The organism is Neoroseomonas lacus (genome assembly GCF_014644535.1).
Classification (GTDB): Bacteria; Pseudomonadota; Alphaproteobacteria; order Acetobacterales; family Acetobacteraceae; genus Neoroseomonas; species Neoroseomonas lacus.
The window spans coordinates 573,238-589,488 of sequence record NZ_BMKW01000002.1; the positions used below are offsets into that span (position 1 = coordinate 573,238).

Consider the following 16,251-nt stretch of genomic DNA (forward strand, 5'->3'; position numbering starts at 1 on the left):
GGATGCTCCGGCTCAGAGCGCGGTGGCGGTGACGGGGCCGGCCAGGGCGGAGACGTTGCCCTCGGCCGAGACGGCGCGCAGCCAATACCAACGGGTGTCGCCGACACTGAGGCCGGTGCGGTCCCAGAAGAGGCTGGTCGGCTCGGTGGGCAGCTTGGTTGCTGCGGCGAGGCTGTTCGAACTGGCCTCGAACACCTGCAGGCGGACGGCGTCGGCCGGAAAGCCACCAGCGAGGCGGATGCCGCCGGCAATTCCCGTCGCCGTGGGCGCCGCCACCGCGGCCGGGACGAGCGCCTGCCGCCAGCCTGACACGGCGCCGCTACGCGCCACGGCACGCACCCGGAAGCCGGTCGGCTCGGCCGTGGGGAGGACCGCCGCCGTGGCGCCGAGCGACCCACCGTAGCCCTGCCAGGCCGCCACGGAGGCCGGCAGGAACTCGACCTGGTAGCCGGCGAGATGGGAGGAGCCGACCGCGGCCCAGGACACGGCCAGGACGGCAAAGGCCGTCGTCTCCGGCGTCTCCACCGCGATGCTGGCGGGGGCGGCGATGACGCCCGGGTTGGGCAGCACCACGGCGGGGTTACTGCCGGTGGCGCGTTCATCGACCGCCGGGTTCCAGTCCCATACCGCGGCGTCCTCCTCCTCCAGGGTGAGGTCGACACCGCCCTCGGCCGCCAGCGACCAGGCGGTGACCCGCGCCGGGAAAGGCGTCAGCCGGTCGAGGGCGACCGCTGCCGCCTCCCAGGGCCGTAGCCGCAGCGCCGAGAGGTTGGCGGGGAAGGCGACGGTGCGTTGGCGGCGGTTGCGCTCCAGCTCGACCTTCATGAGCCGCTGCACCGTGCTGACCGAGGTGGTCAGCGGGAATTCGAGGTCGCGGTAGATCATCTCGCCGCCATCCTGGGCGACATAGTTGGAGGCCAGGAGCGGCGGCGCGTCGGTCGGCTGCCAGTTGGCCGCTGGCTCGACATAGACGGCGCGCACCCCGTTGAAGAGATCCCGCCGCGGCCGCGCCCCCTGGATGGTGACGTCGCCGCGGAGATCGTCGGAGGTCAGGGTGGCCGCCGGTAGCGCCGGCGCCCCGGCATGGATGAAGAACCGCCCCCCACTAACAACCAATGCTCCAGCCATGGAGGCGGCGAGTTTGCGGGTGATGGCGATCTTGCCCTCGGCGAGCGACAGCACGCCATTGGCGGTGTAGCGGCGCTCGTAGACCCCGGCCCGGGTGCCAACCAACTCGTCGCAGATGTTGGCCGCGGCGATCAGCGCGGGGATGTCGATGTCGGACCACGAGGCCCGCCAGCCGAAGGGCGCGGTGAGGTACCAGGCGAGCAGCAGGGCCGGGTTGTCGGACCAGCCCACCATCCCCGTCCGCGGGTCGAGGATGGTGTCGGTGCCCTCGACGATGGCGGCGATATTGGGCGGGCCGGCTGGGAAGGCTTCGGCGGTAAGCTTGAGCCGGACGGCGACATAGGCGCGGCCGCGACCGCGATGCTCGCTGGTCCACTGGCCGCCGGTCTCGGCGATCAGGTTGGCATCGGCCGCCTGGTCGGGATCACCGAGATGGCGGTCGATGCGGGCCAGCCCGGCGAGCGAGCCATCGCTCTCGACCTTGTCGCCGAGATAGACCGCGCCGATGGCGCGGACGCGGTGCGCGGCGAGCACGACCACCGAGTAGAAGTAGCCGTCCGTGCGGCCCTCATCGTCAGTCGCCGAGTGCAGGAAGACGATCGGGCCGGAGACCTTGCAGCGGCCGAGGACGATCTGGTGTTCGGTGACGGGCTGGCGGAAAGCCTGGGTGCGGCCGGCACCGGGCTGGCCGGCGTCGAAGCCGGCGATGGCCGCCGCCTGCGGGCTGAGGCTGGCCTGCCTTTTCTGCTTCTGGGGAAAGACCGACTGGCCGATGGCGGAGACGATGAAGGCGGCGCCGGCGCCGACCACGGCGCCGATGATGCCGCCGCCGACGGCGGTGGAGGCGATACCGGCGGCAGCGACGGCGATGAGGGGGACGGCGGCAGGCATCGGGCGCGGTCCTCCGAGACGTCAGTCGATGCGCCAGGCGGTGGTGCAATCGGTCAGGGAGATGCGGATCAGGCCGCGGGGCCCGACGAAGGCGGCGCGGCCGCCGTCGACGACGACGCCGAGGCGCGGCGGATCGCCCGCCAGGACGACATCCCCAGCCCGTGCGAAGGTCGGCGGGATGCGCGGGAAGCCGGCGCTGTCGGCCGTGGCCTCCAGCGAGGTGAGGCTGCGCCACCCCGGCCGACGGCCGGTCGTAGCCATCACCGCCGCCAATGCAAACCGCCCGCAGTTCCAGCGATGCGCATCAAAGGGACGCGTCTCGGCGGCGGCCAGCAAGGCTGCCAGCCGCGCCGCCCAGTCCGGACGGCGGGCGATCACCATGCATCTGGGCTCCGCTTCAGTCGGCCTGGCCCGCGGCCGCGCACTACCGAGGCTCGGAGCGTGTGGCTCCGGCGATTGGCACGCGCAATGTGCTCGCGCAGGCTGTAACTCTCGACCGTTCAACGGCGAATGCCGATGCGGAGCCGCTTGAAGCCCGGGGAGAGCCAGTGACGATCAGAGCTATCACACGCGACGACATGCCCGGCCTGAAGGCCGTCATTGATGCGACTGGACTGTTTCCCGCCGAGATGCTGGACGAGATGACGGCCGGCCACTTCGACGGCGGCTCACCCAGCGAGATATGGCTCACGGTTGACGAGGACGGCCCTGTGGCGGTCGCGTACTGCGCCTCCGAGCGGATGACCCACGGGACGTGGAACCTCCTGCTAATCGCGGTGCACCCGGCGCGGCAGGGACAGGGTGTCGGGGCGAAGCTGACGCGGCACATCGAGACCACGTTGGCCGCATCCGGCGAACGGGTGCTGCTGGTCGAGACGTCGGGTCTGCCCGAGTTCGAGCGCACCCGCGCGTTCTATCGGCGGCTTGGCTACGCCGAAGAGGCACGCATCCGGGAATTCTATCGGGCAGGCGAAGACAAGATCATCTTTCGCAAGGCGCTTATCCCGCCAGCGTAGTCGCCACTCAGGCGCCACCGCATCGGCCTGTGGGTCCCTCAGCCGGCTCCCGGCAGCCGGATCTCCGCCTCCTGCAGGGCGGGGACGAACTCGAAGAAGCGATCGCCCGGATACTCCGCCTGCTGGTCAGCATCGGTGTAGCGGCGCACCTCGGCGCGCTCGAGGTCGACCAGGCGGCTCTCGCAGGTGAGCGAGATGCGCGGCTCGGCCCCGTCCACCACCTGCATGGTGTCCATCAGCCCGGCCCAGAGCGGGAACGGGTCGGCGACGAACGCGCCCTCGGCATCGAGCAGCGCGCCCCATAGCCGCGCCGGGCGCAGCCGAAAGGACTGCTCGGCGAGTGCGATATCGACCACCTCCTGCGGCACGGGCGACAGCGTGAGGGTGATGCGCACCGCCCTAAGTTCCGCGGTCTCCTCGATGTCGGAGACGGCGCCGATGGTGCCCATGCCCTCGTACGTCACACCGGCCCAGTGCAGCGGCCCGAGCCCGGTCCAGGCGCGGATGGGGCCGGAGGCGAAGTCGAGTTCGACAAGGACGACGGGCGTCGCCACCGGGGCGCTCGCCGCCGCCGCGGCCTGGGGCGAAAGGCGCGGCGTGGCGGCGATACCGTCGGTCATGGCAGCACCTCCTCCAGGCGGATGGTGATGGCGGTGAAGCGGCCGGGCCGGGTGGGATTGGCGCCCTCGTCATCGGAGGCGAGGCGCATCGCCACCGTGGGTGTGGTCAGCACCAGCAGCTCGTCGAGCGGGGCGGCGGCGCGCAGCGGCGGGGCGATCGGGATGGTCGCGGTGCCGGCGCCGGAGGCGATCACCTGTTCCGTCGCCATGTAGAGCCGCCCGGCGAGGCCGATATGGTCGCCGGCGCCGACCGCGACCGTGTTCGGCCACCAGCCCTGGGTTTGCAGGGAGAGGGCGCCGCGCGCCGCACCGGCGGCGAGCGACGGCGTGCCCGATCCCACCACCATCCCCGTCCCATCGGTGAAGATGGTCGCGTCCGAGAAGGAGTAGGGTCCGCTCGGGACCTCGCCCTGGCTCCGCGGATCGCCGGTGCGGTATTCGCGCCGCCAGTCCCAGATACGGACCGTGTTGGCAGAGCCGGCCAGCGCGGCGAGCAGCCCCTCCAGCTCGCCGGCCTGGATACGGTTCAGCGGATCGAAGCTGGCCTCGGCGATCCAGCGGGCCCCGTCGCGGCGCAGCACCTGGGTGGCGCGGCTGACCGGCGAGACGAAGCGCAGCGTGTTGTGCTGCAGGTAGAAGCTCAGCCGCGACGGTCGCAGCGTTGTCGGCCAGGTATGTTCGGTCACAGCACCTTCTCTCGCGGAATGGCGATGAGCCGCGCCTCGGCCAGGGGCGCGAAGCCGGCCTGCCGATCAGCGCGTGAGTCCGGGGCCCTTGCACTCAACAGCGATGGCGCGATTGGTCATGGACGCGCGGCGACGATCCAGAAGGCGCCTGGAAGCACCACCCCCTCAGGGCCCTCGAGCTGACGATAGGTCTCCGTGATAGCGGCGAGGATCTCGCTTCGCAGTGCAGGCGCGACCTCGTCCAGAACGCGCGTCAACGGCCCAAACTGGATGGAGAAATCGGCGGCATCAGCGGCGCCGCCCGGGCCGGCCAAGCGCATGGGCTCGTCATGCGCCGTCAGTTCCACCTCGGAAAAACCGGCGCCCTCAAGGATGCGCCGGACCCGCGCTGGGTCGGCAAATGAAAACATGCCCGGCTGATCCGGCCCTGGCACCGGCACCGCTCCGGCCGGCAGTAGCGGCAAGGCCGCGCGCACGGCGGCCGTGATGTAGCCATTCTCTGCGGCCGTGCGGCAACAGACGAAGACGAGGCGCCCCGAAGGACGCAGCGCACGACGCAGGTTCGCGAAAGCGGCGACCGGATCGCCAAAGAACATGACGCCGACCCGGGAGAAGATCAGGTCAAAGACGGCCGGCTCGAAAGCATGGCTGGAGGCGTCCGCTAGCGTGAGACCCACCTGTGGAAAATCTCCCGCGGCAACGCGCTCTCTCGCTCTGGCCAGCATCTGTGCCGAGATGTCCACGCCTTCAACTCGACCAGACGCGCTGACACGGTGGGCGAGAGCCAGGGTCGTGTCGCCGCACCCGCATCCCACATCGAGCACCTGCTCGCCTGGACCGGGCGCCGCCCGATCAAGAGCGACGCGCGTGAGCGGTGCGAGCAGTTCGTCTAGCCGCGTCTGAAGGCTCACCCAGGGCGCCGTAGCCGCGCTGTTCCAATAGCGGGCCTGCCACGTGTGTGGGTTGTCCGTGGGCGGTGAAGCGGGTTGATCAGCCTGGTCGTGCATGGCCTGACGAGCTCCGATCCGCATCGAATGCCGCGCAGATCGTGCCACGGTGGCGGTGTAGGACTCAACGCCGCGGTCACCACGCCGATGATCCAATGGAACAGATTGGCTGCTACCCGCGCACCGTGTCGTAGGCCGCCCCACCACGACGGATCGCGTCCAGCGTCATGGCCGAGGCCTGGCGGGCGATCTGCCCGGCCAGCAGGCGCAGCCGGGCCTCGACGCCGGCATCCGCGCCACGGGCGTCGATGGTGATGCTGGTGTGGATGGTCGGGCCGCCCCCACCGGGCACCACGCCGTTGGGGAGCACCGTCCCGGCCTGCCGTGGCACGAACCATTCCGGCCCGCGCTCGCCGACGACATAGGGCTGGCCGGCGGTGACCGGTCCGCCCTCGGCGCGGAACAGCCCGCCCAGCCAGGAGCCGACATCGGTGAACATGCTGTCGAAGGAGATGCCCGAAAGCCCGGCCGAGACCGCATTGCCGAGCGGCTCGGTGATGATCTTGCGGGCGAGGATGCGCGTGATGTCCTGCAGCAGCCCTTCGAGCACGGAGGAGAACTTCTCGCCCTTGACGATCGCGTCCTCGAAGGCGCTGGAGAAGGTGAGGCCCAGCTCGCGGACGGTGTCGGAGGTGCGTTCCGCACCGCGCTGCACACGCTCCTCCGCCCGTTCCAGCTCCTCCATCGCTGCGACCGCCTCGCGCTGGATGGTCTCGTCGGGCACCGCCCGGCCGGCCCGCTCCGCGCGCTCCACCAGGCTGGAGAGATTGGCGAGGCGGCGCTGGTAGCGCTCATAGGCGGTCTCGTTCTGCTGGATCAGCCGCTCGCGCTCCCGCAGCAGCTCGTTGAGCTCCCGCTCGGCCTCGCGCGCCTCCCGCGCGCCCTCATTGCTGGCGCGGCGAACGGCGGCGACGCGGGGTTCGAGGCGACGCAGTGCCTCGTCGCGCTCCTGCAGCGCCAGGGTCTCGAGGCGGGTGCGCTCGGCCGCAGTGACGCCACCGGCGGCCTCGGCCTCGCGCAGGCGGCGGACCCGCTCCTCGTATTCCCGGTTGATCCGGAAGCGGTCGTCGAGGTCGCGGGTGAGCTCCTGGACGTCCTGGGTCGCGCGGCGGCGGCGGGCCTCGGCGGCCTGGGCGGCGGCGCTCTCCTGCTCGCTGCGCAGGCGCTCGCCGGCGGCCTGCTCGCCGCGGGTGATCTCGGTCTGGAGGTCCGTGTACTGCCGGCGCAACTCCTCCAGCCGGGCGGTACGATCGACCCCGGCCTGCTGCTCGGCGGCGCCGACCAGGCCGGGACGGATGCTGCCGCGGCGGACCGGGGCGGTGAGGCTGGCGCGGCCGTCCTGCTGGCTCTCCAGCCGAGCGATCTGCGTCGCCAGCGCCTCGGCCTGGCGCCGCATTGCGGCGAAGCGTTCCTCCTCGCTGAGCATGCCGGCACCCTGGCGGACGCCGTCCACCGCGCGGGCGGCGGCCGAGAGCGCCCGGGCCAGCGCGGTGGACAGGCCGATGGCGCGATCGAGCTGGCCGAGGAAGTTCTCGGTCGCCGCCGTCAGCTGCCCGAAGGCGCGGCCGAGCGAGAGGGGCGCGCGGTCGAGCTCGGCGCCGAGGCGTTCGGTGGCGCGCAGCAGGGCCGGGAAGACCCGCTCGGCGGTGAGCTTGCCCTCGGAGCCGAGCTTGCGCAGTTCACCGATGGAGACGCCAAGTTCCTTGGCCAGCCCCTCGGCCAACAGCGGCATGGCCTCGAGGATGGAGCGGAGCTCGTCGCCCTGCAGCACGCCGGAGGCCAGCGCCTGGGCGAGTTGCAGCGTCGCCGAGGAGATCTCCTGCGTGGAGGCGCCGGAGACGATGGCGACCCGCTGCAGGCCGCCGACCAGGCGGACCACCTGATCGGAGGTGGCGCCGATCTCCCGTGCTGCGATCGAGAAGCGCTGGAAGGCGTCGACACTTTCGGAGACGGCAACGCCCGTGACCAGCGCGTTGCGGTACAGCGCCTCGTAGACCGAACTTGCCCGCTCGACAGAGCCGGTGGCGTTCTGCAGGCGGGAGAGGCTCTGCGTCAGCGCGTCGCCGGCCTGGACCAGCGCGCGCACCGCGACCGCCACGCCGGCGAGATGGATGCCGCGGACCGCGACGTCGAGCAGGTCGAGCGAGCGCGAGGCGCGCTCGGCGCCGCCCATGATCTGGTCGAGGGAGCGCTGGCCGGTCTCGCCGACCTCGCGTAGCCCGGCCTTGACCCGGGCAGCGTCGTCCAGCGAGAGGCGGACCGAGACGCGGCGCGTGCTATCCGCCATGCGGCTTTCCCTCCCCGTCCCGGCGGGCGGTGCTGCCCTCGGCCATGCCGATGCGGACGGCAAGCAGCAGTTCGGCGGCGGTCCAGCCGGTGGCGCCCAACTCGCGTGCTGCGGCGAGTGCGCCGGCGGTGTCGAGGGTCAGGCCAGCCATGGTCGCCTCGGCGCAAGCGGTGCCGGCGGACCAGCAGGCGTGGCCCTGGATGCTGGTGGGGGCGTGCGCGGCGTAGGGGCAGGCGTCGGCGCAGTCGCGCTCCAGGGCGGCGCAGCCGCGGCAGTAGTCGGGCCCGCGGCCGAAGTGCCAGGCGGCGCGGGCCCTCAGCCGTTTCCCTCGGTGGCCACTGCGGCGGCCGGCGCCGTGGCGCGGTCCCAGAACGACGCGGCGATGTCGTCGAGGTCCATCAGGCGCTCCACCGCCTCGGGCGAGAGCGGCAGCGGCTTGCCGGCGGCGTCGCCAACGCCGTCCCAGGCGGTGACGGCGTGCCGGGCCAGCGCCTTGACCAGGAAGGCGAAGGACAGGCCGCGCGACATGTCGGGGTCGAGGTCCGGATCGGCGATGCGGATCGCGGCGAGGCGGCGCGCGGCAGCGGCCTGCGCCGCAGCCATGACGGCCGTCGTCACCGGGCGGATCTCCACACGCACGTCGCGTGGCAGGTCGAGCCAGTACGGCTCGGCCGGGAGGTCAAGGGTGAGCATGGGCTTCTCCAGCCTTGAGGTCGTCAGGAACTGCGGCCACACCGTCCGCGAGATGGCTGCGCGGCTGTGTTGCCGACGAGTGATTCACCGGCGAGAGAACGCCGCGTCAGCCGAACACCCCTCTGTCCGAGGGCAGCATGCCGTCACCAACGTCCGTCGCACGGCTGGCCTCGACCTGTTGCGGACATGCCAGTGGGGCACGGACCACCGCCGGGGCCATCATTCGTCATTGCGCGCGAAGTCTGCGGACCCACACTGCCAGATCAGTCGCGGGCGCGGCCTGGACGAAAGCGGGGCCCGGCTCGCGCTGGGGCGGCGCGCCGGCTCCCCTTCGCAGACTTTGCGGAACATCAAGGGCGGGCTGGGGGCAGGCGAGTTAGAATTTCACACTAGCCCGACCGTCCGACATGGCGGTGAGACGACGGCCGGCAAAGCCGTCGCGGAACGTTGTCCTGCCTGTGCGCTGGATTGCGAGGTTGCAAGGACTACGCCCATGATGGAGCCGCGCAACCGGGTTGTTCGAGTCAGGCGCTTTGGCGGTCCCGAAGAGCTGGAGGTGGTCGACGCCCCTCTGCCGACGGCCGGCCGGGGCGAAGTGCGGGTCCGCGTGCTCGCCTCAAGCCTGAATTACACCGACGTGCTGATCCGGCGCCACCTCTACCCGCAAACCGCGCGCCGCCGGCCTCCGTTCGTGCTGGGTTACGATGTCATCGGGGAAATCGATCAGCTCGGCGACGGCGTGACGGACTTTCAGCTCGGCGACCGCGTGGCCGACATGACGGTCCTCGGATCGAACGCCGCCTACTGTACGCTCCAGGCCGACCGTCTGGCCCGCGTGCCGGCGGGTCTCGACGCGGCGGAGGCGGCCACGCTGATCCTGAGCTGGACGACCGCATACCAGCTCTTGCACCGCGCCGCCCGGGTGCAGCGAGGCCAGCGCGTGTTCGTGCACGGAGCCGCCGGCGCCGTCGGCCAAGCGCTGCTCGCGCTCGGCAGGCTGGCCGGCCTCGAGCTGTGGGGCGCCGCGCGCGGCGAGCACGCGGCGCTGATCCGCGAGTTGGGTGCCTCGCCGATCGACTACCAACGCGAAGACTTCACGCGCGTCCTGCCGGACGGGTTCGACGTCGTCGTCGACGGCATCGGCGAGGACGGCTACCGCCGCTCGTTCGCGGCGCTCAGGCGCGGCGGCCTGCTTTGTGCCATTGGCTATTCGGCGGGCGTGCAGGCGCAGCGCAGCATGCTCAGCATCTTGATGTGGATTGCGCGCCTGTACCTATGGAGGTGGTTGCCTGGCAGCAAGCGTGCCAGCTTCTACTCGATCAACGTGATGCGGGCGCGCCATCCCGCCTGGTTCCGGGAGGACCTAGAGCGGCTTTTCGAGCTGTTAGATACTGGCGCCATCCGGCCACGCGTCGCTGAGCGGATCTCTTTCGACGAGGTCGCCGAGGCGCACCGCCGTCTCGAAGCGGGCGGTCTCGCGGGCAAGCTCGTCCTGTGCCCAGACCTCCCGCTGCGGCGCGACGGGACGGCCTTGCACTAAGGTCTGAAATCTGCCCGAAGCCGTCTTCACGCAGCGCCATGGACGTCACGCATACTCCGTCCCCGCCTGCTGGTTCTTCAGCACGGCGGTCATCATGCGCGTTGCCGTCGCGTTGAAGGCCGCCCGGAACTCGAAGCTTGCCTCGACCCCGCCCGGCCCTCCGACCGGGGTCTTGGCCAGCGCCAAGTAGACCTCGTGCAGCGTGAAGGTCAGGCTGCGGTTGGCATCGATTGTGTAGCTGAAGGCGAACTCCGCCGGTGCGTTGTTCTGCGCCTGGGTCAGCAGCGAGGTGTCCGCGAAGCGCGCGGTGATCTGGCCGGTGGCGCGGGCGATGCCGGGATCCACGCCCTCCACCTTCCGGTCGGCGCGGATGGTGCGAACCATCTCCATCCCATTCGCGTAGGTCAGCCGCGCCCCGGTCACCTGGGCGAGCGCGGAACCGTTCCGGCTGATCGCCCCCTGCGCTTTGTTGAACGCGGTGTAGGCAGCGCTGGTCGGCGTGCCGCCCGAGCTTGACGCACCGCGCGTCGAGCCCTGCCCCATCAGCCCGAAGGTGGCGGTAGCGGGGCCGGTCGGCGAGAAATCGATCTCCAGCGTGTCCGCGCGCACACCAGTGCACAGGTCGTAGTTCGGCACGTCGGGGTAGCCGATCTCGATGCTGTTCGAGGGCAGCGCCGCGGCGCCCGAGCCGAAGCTGTGGATGAAGTTCGGGCTGGTGCCGGTGGTGGTCGGCGGGCCGAGCAGCAGGCGTAGCCAGTGGCCGATGTTGACCAGGTCGACCGGCACCACCGCCTGGCCCTGCACGGTGACGGTGTCGAGGAAGGGCGCGGCGGGATCGCGGCTGCTGCCGACGCCGATGACGTCGGCATCGAGCAGCGGTTGCTCGGCGCCGAGATCGCAGGAGAGGAACGGCATGCGCAGCCAGTCGCCCGCGGGCGCGGTGCCGTAGGTCGCCTCGGGGGTCATGAGCAGACGGCAATTGGCGCCGATGGCACGGGGCATCGGAGATCTCCGGGATCAGCGGGAGGGGGAAGCGTCAGGCCAGCGGCGAGCCGGCGACGGTGAAGAACAGCGTGACGGGGAAGGAAGCCGCGCGGGCCGCGGCAGCGCCCTCGAACTCGACATCCTCGAAGTCGGGCGCACCGGGCTGCGCCCATTCCACCGCACCACCGAGGGTGCGGTCGGCGGTGATGGCGGCGGCGATGTCTACCAGCAGGGCGTCGAGCAGGATGGCGCGCGCCGCCGGCGTCGCGCCACCAACAGTGACCTCGACCTCGGCGCGATGCTCGATGGCCCAGGTGAGCGGCGACAGGATTGCCGTCTCCTCGACCGTCTCGCCGTCGCGGATGACGACCAGCCCGCCCGGCGGCAGCCGCTGCGGTATGGTCTCGCCGCGCAGCACCAGCGGCGCCGGACTCCTGTCGGCCAAGGATGTGGCCAACCGGCCGTGCAGCGCGGCGATTGCGGCCTCGCGCATGCTCACGGCGCCGCCCTCCCGCTCTCGCGCTCCCAGGCCGCCACGAAGCGCCCGGGCAGACGACGCAGGCCGCGTTCCGCCGCACCCTTCACGTCCAGCCGCTTGGCGAGCTTTACCTGCGGCAGCAGCAGGAACATCGGCACCATGCCGCGCTGGAGCATGCCGCGCGCCCAGGCCTCGCGGCCCTTGCGGTTGCCGGTGCCGATCTCGGCCAAGCCCCCGGCGAGCAGACGGGTGCGGCGTCGCCTGCCGGTTTGCTCGCCCTGGCGCAGCGGCAGGCACCACACGAAGCCCCGGCCCGACTGGAACGGCCGAAGGAAGGCCTGCCCCGACGCCACCATCTGCGCCGGGGTCACCCGCACGCCTTTCTCCCCACGCCCTCGGCGTCCCCTGGCCGCGTTGAAGCCGGTCGGGATGGCGAGGAACTTCCGCCCGCCCTTGGCGCGGATCAGCGCCCCGCGCTCGAAGGCGTCGATCACGTTCGGCACCTTGGTCCAGACCAGCCCGGCGGGCCGCAGCGACTGCCCCGAGCGGGGGAACACCTGCGAGCGCCAGGCATTGGCGATCCCGCGCGCGTTGCCGCCGAAGCTGCTGGTGACCTGCCGCCGCAACTCGGCCTTCACCTGCTCCGTCTCGGCGCGGATCGCCGCCATCGCGGCGCGCTCGCCGGCCCGGACCTCGGCCGCGAGCACCTGCCGCAGGTCGCCGACGATACGGGCGGCGAGCCTCACGGCGTGCCGCCGCCGCCGGGCGGCAGGCCGGCGCGGTGGCGAATGATGGCGACGGCGAGGTCGTGCAGCGCCGCCTGGCCGAGGTAGCCGAACACGAAGGCGAAGAGGAACCGGCCGTATTCGTTGAACTCGAGAAAGCCGCCGAGGGCATAGCCGGCACTGCCGACCAAGGCCGCGGAGGGCACCTCCCAAGCGAGGCACCAGCCAAAGCGCCGGCGCTCGGGGTTGTTCCAGCGCACGAAGCCACCGGCCAGGCCGGCGGCGGCGCCGAGCAGCAGGTCGCGCAGGATCTCCAGCAGGGTGAGAGCGTTCTGCGGCATGGCGAACTCCTATCGCTGGCAGAGCACGCGCCAGGCGGTGCCGGAGGCGTCGCGCTCGGCGTGGGTGACGGTCAGCAGGTCGGGACCGAGGGCGAAGCTGTCGCCGGCGGCGAGGTCGGGGAGCTGGGCGATGGCGACCGAGAGGATGTCTGTCGCGGAGAGGATCTCGGTGCCGAAGGCATCGGCCACGCGATCCGGAGAGGAGCGCAGCACCCGAAGGGCGATCGGCATGCCACTGCCGCCCTGGCGGTAGACCGCCTCGACCCCGAGATTTGGATCGGCGACCAGGGTCGCCATCGCGTCGGCGAAGGCGCTCACTGCTCGCTCCCGTCGGCGTGGTTCAGCCGTCGCACCGCCGCCAGCCGCCCGGCGCAGTCGGCGTAGGCCGCGTCGTAGGCCAGCAGCAGCTCCGCCACCTGCCCCTGACTCAACTCTTGCGTGGCCGGCAGCTCCGGCGCGTCTGCACACACGAGCAGCGCGTCAGGGAGGCGCAGCGGCAGCAGCCGGATCTCCGGCGGTACGGCTGGCGCGCAGGCGCTCGACAGCATCGCGCAGCACAGGGGCAGCGCCGGCAGCGTGGCTCGGATCACGGCGGAGGGCCTCCAGGTTGGCGCCGAGGCGCGCGGCCTGGGCACGGGCGCGCTCGGCATCGCCGGTCAGCGCGGCGACATGGCGCGCGTGCTCGGTGGTGGCGCGGGCCAGCGCCGCCGCGTTCGCCTCCGCCGTGCGGCTGGCCGTCGCGGCATCGACGCGGGCGGCGTCGCGCTGCGATCGGAAGTGCCAGGCGGTCAGCGCCATCATGGCGACGGCTGCTGCCAGACCGATCGGCAGCGCGTGCCGGCCAAGCAGCGTGAGGATCGCGGCGCCGGTCACGGATACGCCGTGCGGTCGAGCTCGAAGTGCGGCCCGTCGCGGAAGGAGGCCCAGTCGCCGCCCCAAGCGATCGGCACGCCGAGGTCCTTCGCCGCAGCCTTCATCGCCGCACCGATCTGCTCGTACAGCGGCCAGTCCCAGCGGATCTCGCCCTGTTCCACCGCGCCGTCGCCGTCGTCGAGCCAGTAGGCCAGATCGACGGCATGGCCGGTGAGGTGCCGGCTGTTCATCGTGCGCGAGGCGCCGATCGCGACCAGCCGGGCCTGGCGTTCGCGCGAGCGCAGCCCCTCCGTGACGATGAAGGGCACCGCCAGGCGGGCCCGTTCGACGACGCGCACCAGGTCGCGGTGCACGCCCTCGAGGCGCGCGCGGTCGCGCGGCAGCAGCGCGCTCATCACGCCCCCGAGGCCGGCACGCGGGCCAGCATCACGCGGACCGTGGCATCGGCGGCGAGTGCGGCGACGGTGCAGAGGCCGACCTGGAAGTTGCCGGTCGCCGTGGTGGTGATGCGCCGGTTCGTGTTGTCCCAGAACACCCGCGCACCCTGGGTGATGGCGAGCGCGGGCTCTTTGGTCAGTTCGAACTCGCCGCGGGTCTCGCAGTCGACGCTGGCGTTCTGCGCGGCGTCGGACGCCGCCACCCCAAAGAACGCGCCGACCAGCATGCCCTGGCCGGAGAGGATCCCCCCGGCATAGGGCACCACCATCGGGATGGAGCGCGCGTCGGGACGAATGCAGTTGCGCATGGAAGGGTCTCCTGAAACGCCGAAGGCGCCCCACCCCGCCCAGCCAAGCGGATGCTTGGCTGGGGACCCGGGGGACGGGCGCCCTCGACGAAGCTGCTGCGTGGTGGGAAGGATCAGGTGCCCGGATTGAACCAAGCGCCACGCCAGTCGATGGCGCCGACGCCGAAGTCGAAAATCACGCTGACTTCGACGCCATCCGCGCCATGCACCGGGCCGGTCGTCACCTGCGGCCCCTCGGCGCCGTTGAGGTAGCCGTAGACATAGACGGGTGCGGCGACCGGGTCGGAGAACAGGTACCAGCGGTTCGCCTGGATCAGCGGCTCGATCACCGGCTGCACGAAGCCGGCAAAGACGTTCGCCTTGCCAATCTCGCTCGCCTGCACCACCACCGTCGCCTGGCGCGCGGCGAGCTCGAGGTTCGGCCCGACCAGCAGGCGCATGGTCTGGCCCATGGAGATCGGCAGGCCGTCCAGCGTGCGCTGCTTCATGATGGCGGTGCGGCCGGCGCCGATGGTCGAGGTGTCGAGCACGGTGCCGGTGCTGGCCTTGTTGGCGCGCGCCGCACCGGTGGCAAACACGGGCGCGCTGCCGGTGGAGAGCGTCGGGCCGTCACCATTGGCCGAGTTCAGCAGGTTGTAGGCGGTGGCGTTCTCGAACTCGGCGACGCGGCGGCCGATGGCGGCGGCGAAGTCGGTGAAGGCGCCGAGGTCGTCATTGACCAGCATCGGCCGCGTGACGCGGATGCGCCGCGCGAAGGTCTGCAGCAGGACGATCTCCTGGCTCTCGGACATGGTCCCGACCTGGATCTCGCCGTTCTCGGCGAGCGGCAGCAGGGTCGGAAAGTCGCCGATGCGCAGGTGGCGGTGCGGCTTGAAGTCGCGGAAGTCGCGCCGGAGGAAGACCTGGCGGTAGGTGGGCTGCGCCGGCTGATAGGCGGCGAGCAGCATCTTGTTGGCTGCCGCCGCCAGCAGCAGCGGAAAGTCAGAGCTGGTGTGGAAGGCGCGCTCGGCGAGCAGGGTCGGGTTGCGGGGCACGCCGCGCTCGCCGCGGGCACGGAGCAACTCCCCGATCATGTCGGAGGGACGCCAGCCGATGAACTCGGCGTGGCGGCCGCTCCGACCATTCTCCCCCTGGGGCTGGTAGCCCGGCATCGCGCGGGCGGCGAGCGCCTCGGCCATGGCGTCGAGGATCTGCGCCGGGTCGTCGTGGCCGGCGCCGGTCTCAGGCCGGGCGGGAATGGACGGCCGCGGGCCCTGCACCACCAGGGCATCGAACAGAGCGCGGCGGGCCTGGTCGCCGGTCCAGCCCTGGGCGATGGCCTCGGCACGGACCGGGGTGATGCGGTCCGCCGGCAGGAGGGCACGGGCGGCGTCGACCGCGGCGTCGATGCCGGCGATGCGCTCGCGCTCGGCGCGCTGGGCCTCGGCGCGCACCGCGTCGAGGTCCGGTGCTGCGCGGGTTGGCGCGGGCACCGGGGCGCTGAGCGTGGTGGTCACGGTGGCCTCCTGGGGCGGGGTGGTGGACGGCGCGGCGGACGGCGGCGCCGACGGGGCAGCAGCCGGGGTCTCCGGCGTCGTCTCGGGCATGGGTGGATCCTCATCAGGCAGGGCGGGCTCGATCGCTGGCGCGGGGAGGCCCTGCTCCCCCTGCGCGCGGACTGCGGCGTCGCGGTCCACGGGGACCGGCACGACGGAGATCTCGAAGGGCTCCCAATCCACCGCACGGTGGACGGTCTCGCCGGTGGCGGCATCGGGCCGCGGCTCGTAGCGGTGCACGCGATAGCCGACGCTGACCGCGCGCAGCGTGCCGTCGGCGATGCGCTGCCAGACCGGCTCCACATCGGCAGCGGTGCTGAACTGCAGCGTGGCGTAGCCGCGCCCGCGCTCGAGGCGGGCAGCGGTGACGCGGCCGAGCACATCGCGCGCGCCGCCACGGCGGTGGGTGTCGAGCACCGGCGCCTGGCCGGAGCGCAGCGCGTCCATGCGCACCGCGTTCGGCGACATTTCCAGCTCCTCGGTGATCAGGCCGAGGGCGGGGACGAAGTTGCGCGCGCGGGCGCCGGTGGACCACACGACCTCGACGGAGCGTGCGGCGCGATCGACAGTGGCCGGGGCCGCCAGTGCGCGCTGCGCCACGATGGTCATGGATGGGGCATCCGGCGCAGCATCGCTGCCGCCCGGTTCGGTGGTCTCGGTCATGCTCAGCCCTGTGCTGGGGTCTCGCGCGGCGGAGCCGCG

19 protein-coding genes are annotated in these 16,251 nt (G+C 72.0%); 2 read left to right on the forward strand and 17 right to left on the reverse strand.

Annotated elements, in window-relative coordinates; translation table 11 throughout:
• Positions 1-12 precede the first annotated feature (12 nt).
• Together IEY36_RS06120 and IEY36_RS06125 are read right to left on the reverse strand one after the other, a co-directional pair.
• Entirely contained in the window at positions 13-2,019 is a 2,007-nt protein-coding gene (locus tag IEY36_RS06120) for a phage tail protein (protein WP_188966013.1), read from the reverse strand.
• Between the two features lie 21 nt (positions 2,020-2,040).
• Complete coding sequence (locus IEY36_RS06125; RefSeq protein WP_188966014.1) at positions 2,041-2,400, reverse strand: DUF6950 family protein; 360 nt, start codon at positions 2,398-2,400, stop codon at positions 2,041-2,043.
• 62 nt (positions 2,401-2,462) lie between these two features.
• Between IEY36_RS06125 and IEY36_RS06130 the strand changes: the two genes are divergently transcribed.
• Positions 2,463-3,035: a GNAT family N-acetyltransferase gene (locus IEY36_RS06130; protein WP_229681166.1), complete on the forward strand. Its 573-nt coding sequence runs from the start codon at positions 2,463-2,465 to the stop codon at positions 3,033-3,035.
• Positions 3,036-3,073: 38 nt separating this feature from the next.
• On the opposite strand, the gene IEY36_RS06135 is transcribed toward IEY36_RS06130, so the two are convergent.
• From IEY36_RS06135 to IEY36_RS06160, 6 genes are all read right to left on the reverse strand, one after another.
• Positions 3,074-3,655, reverse strand: a complete 582-nt coding sequence (locus IEY36_RS06135) for a hypothetical protein (RefSeq protein ID WP_188966016.1) — start codon at positions 3,653-3,655, stop codon at positions 3,074-3,076.
• Positions 3,652-4,341 (reverse strand): hypothetical protein, encoded by a 690-nt coding sequence (locus IEY36_RS06140; RefSeq protein WP_188966017.1) that lies wholly within the window; start codon positions 4,339-4,341, stop codon positions 3,652-3,654. The genes IEY36_RS06135 and IEY36_RS06140 overlap by 4 nt, the downstream gene beginning before the upstream one ends.
• 116 nt (positions 4,342-4,457) lie before the next feature.
• Complete coding sequence (locus IEY36_RS06145) at positions 4,458-5,348, reverse strand: class I SAM-dependent methyltransferase (protein WP_188966018.1); 891 nt, start codon at positions 5,346-5,348, stop codon at positions 4,458-4,460.
• 112 nt (positions 5,349-5,460) lie between these two features.
• Positions 5,461-7,635 (reverse strand): tape measure protein, encoded by a 2,175-nt coding sequence (locus IEY36_RS06150; protein ID WP_188966019.1) that lies wholly within the window; start codon positions 7,633-7,635, stop codon positions 5,461-5,463.
• A complete protein-coding gene (locus IEY36_RS06155; RefSeq protein ID WP_188966020.1) occupies positions 7,625-7,786 on the reverse strand; it encodes a hypothetical protein in 162 nt (53 codons plus the stop codon). The genes IEY36_RS06150 and IEY36_RS06155 overlap by 11 nt, the downstream gene beginning before the upstream one ends.
• Positions 7,787-7,950: 164 nt before the next feature.
• Complete coding sequence (locus IEY36_RS06160) at positions 7,951-8,328, reverse strand: hypothetical protein (RefSeq protein WP_188966021.1); 378 nt, start codon at positions 8,326-8,328, stop codon at positions 7,951-7,953.
• Positions 8,329-8,821: 493 nt separating this feature from the next.
• Here IEY36_RS06160 and IEY36_RS06165 point away from each other — a divergent pair, with 493 nt between their 5' ends.
• On the forward strand, positions 8,822-9,868 hold the full coding sequence (locus IEY36_RS06165) for a medium chain dehydrogenase/reductase family protein (RefSeq protein WP_188966022.1): 1,047 nt from the start codon (positions 8,822-8,824) through the stop codon (positions 9,866-9,868).
• A 45-nt stretch (positions 9,869-9,913) separates the two neighbouring features.
• Here the strand turns inward: IEY36_RS06165 and IEY36_RS06170 are convergent, their stop codons facing one another.
• The 9 genes from IEY36_RS06170 to IEY36_RS06210 all read right to left on the reverse strand — a co-directional run bounded on the left by IEY36_RS06170 (position 9,914) and on the right by IEY36_RS06210 (position 16,212).
• Positions 9,914-10,870, reverse strand: a complete 957-nt coding sequence (locus IEY36_RS06170) for a phage tail tube protein (RefSeq protein WP_188966023.1) — start codon at positions 10,868-10,870, stop codon at positions 9,914-9,916.
• A gap of 34 nt (positions 10,871-10,904) precedes the next feature.
• The gene (locus IEY36_RS06175; protein ID WP_229681167.1) at positions 10,905-11,345 is read right to left on the reverse strand and encodes a hypothetical protein; all 441 of its coding nucleotides are present in this window, start codon (positions 11,343-11,345) and stop codon (positions 10,905-10,907) included.
• Between the two features lie 2 nt (positions 11,346-11,347).
• Positions 11,348-12,076, reverse strand: a complete 729-nt coding sequence (locus tag IEY36_RS06180) for a DUF6441 family protein (protein ID WP_188966025.1) — start codon at positions 12,074-12,076, stop codon at positions 11,348-11,350.
• Positions 12,073-12,396 (reverse strand): phage holin family protein, encoded by a 324-nt coding sequence (locus IEY36_RS06185; protein WP_188966026.1) that lies wholly within the window; start codon positions 12,394-12,396, stop codon positions 12,073-12,075. The genes IEY36_RS06180 and IEY36_RS06185 overlap by 4 nt, the downstream gene beginning before the upstream one ends.
• Before the next feature lie 9 nt (positions 12,397-12,405).
• A complete protein-coding gene (locus IEY36_RS06190; protein WP_188966027.1) occupies positions 12,406-12,714 on the reverse strand; it encodes a head-tail joining protein in 309 nt (102 codons plus the stop codon).
• A gap of 162 nt (positions 12,715-12,876) precedes the next feature.
• Positions 12,877-13,269, reverse strand: coding sequence for a hypothetical protein (locus IEY36_RS06195; protein WP_188966028.1), 393 nt, complete (start codon positions 13,267-13,269; stop codon positions 12,877-12,879).
• On the reverse strand, positions 13,266-13,664 hold the full coding sequence (locus tag IEY36_RS06200; protein ID WP_188966029.1) for a M15 family metallopeptidase: 399 nt from the start codon (positions 13,662-13,664) through the stop codon (positions 13,266-13,268). Before IEY36_RS06200 ends, IEY36_RS06195 begins: the two co-directional genes overlap by 4 nt.
• Positions 13,664-14,014 carry a DUF2190 family protein gene (locus IEY36_RS06205; protein ID WP_188966030.1) on the reverse strand — a complete coding sequence of 117 codons (351 nt, stop codon included), beginning with the start codon at positions 14,012-14,014 and terminating at the stop codon, positions 13,664-13,666. The genes IEY36_RS06200 and IEY36_RS06205 overlap by 1 nt, the downstream gene beginning before the upstream one ends.
• Positions 14,015-14,127: 113 nt before the next feature.
• The gene (locus tag IEY36_RS06210) at positions 14,128-16,212 is read right to left on the reverse strand and encodes a prohead protease/major capsid protein fusion protein (protein WP_188966031.1); all 2,085 of its coding nucleotides are present in this window, start codon (positions 16,210-16,212) and stop codon (positions 14,128-14,130) included.
• Between the last annotated feature and the right edge of the window lie 39 nt (positions 16,213-16,251).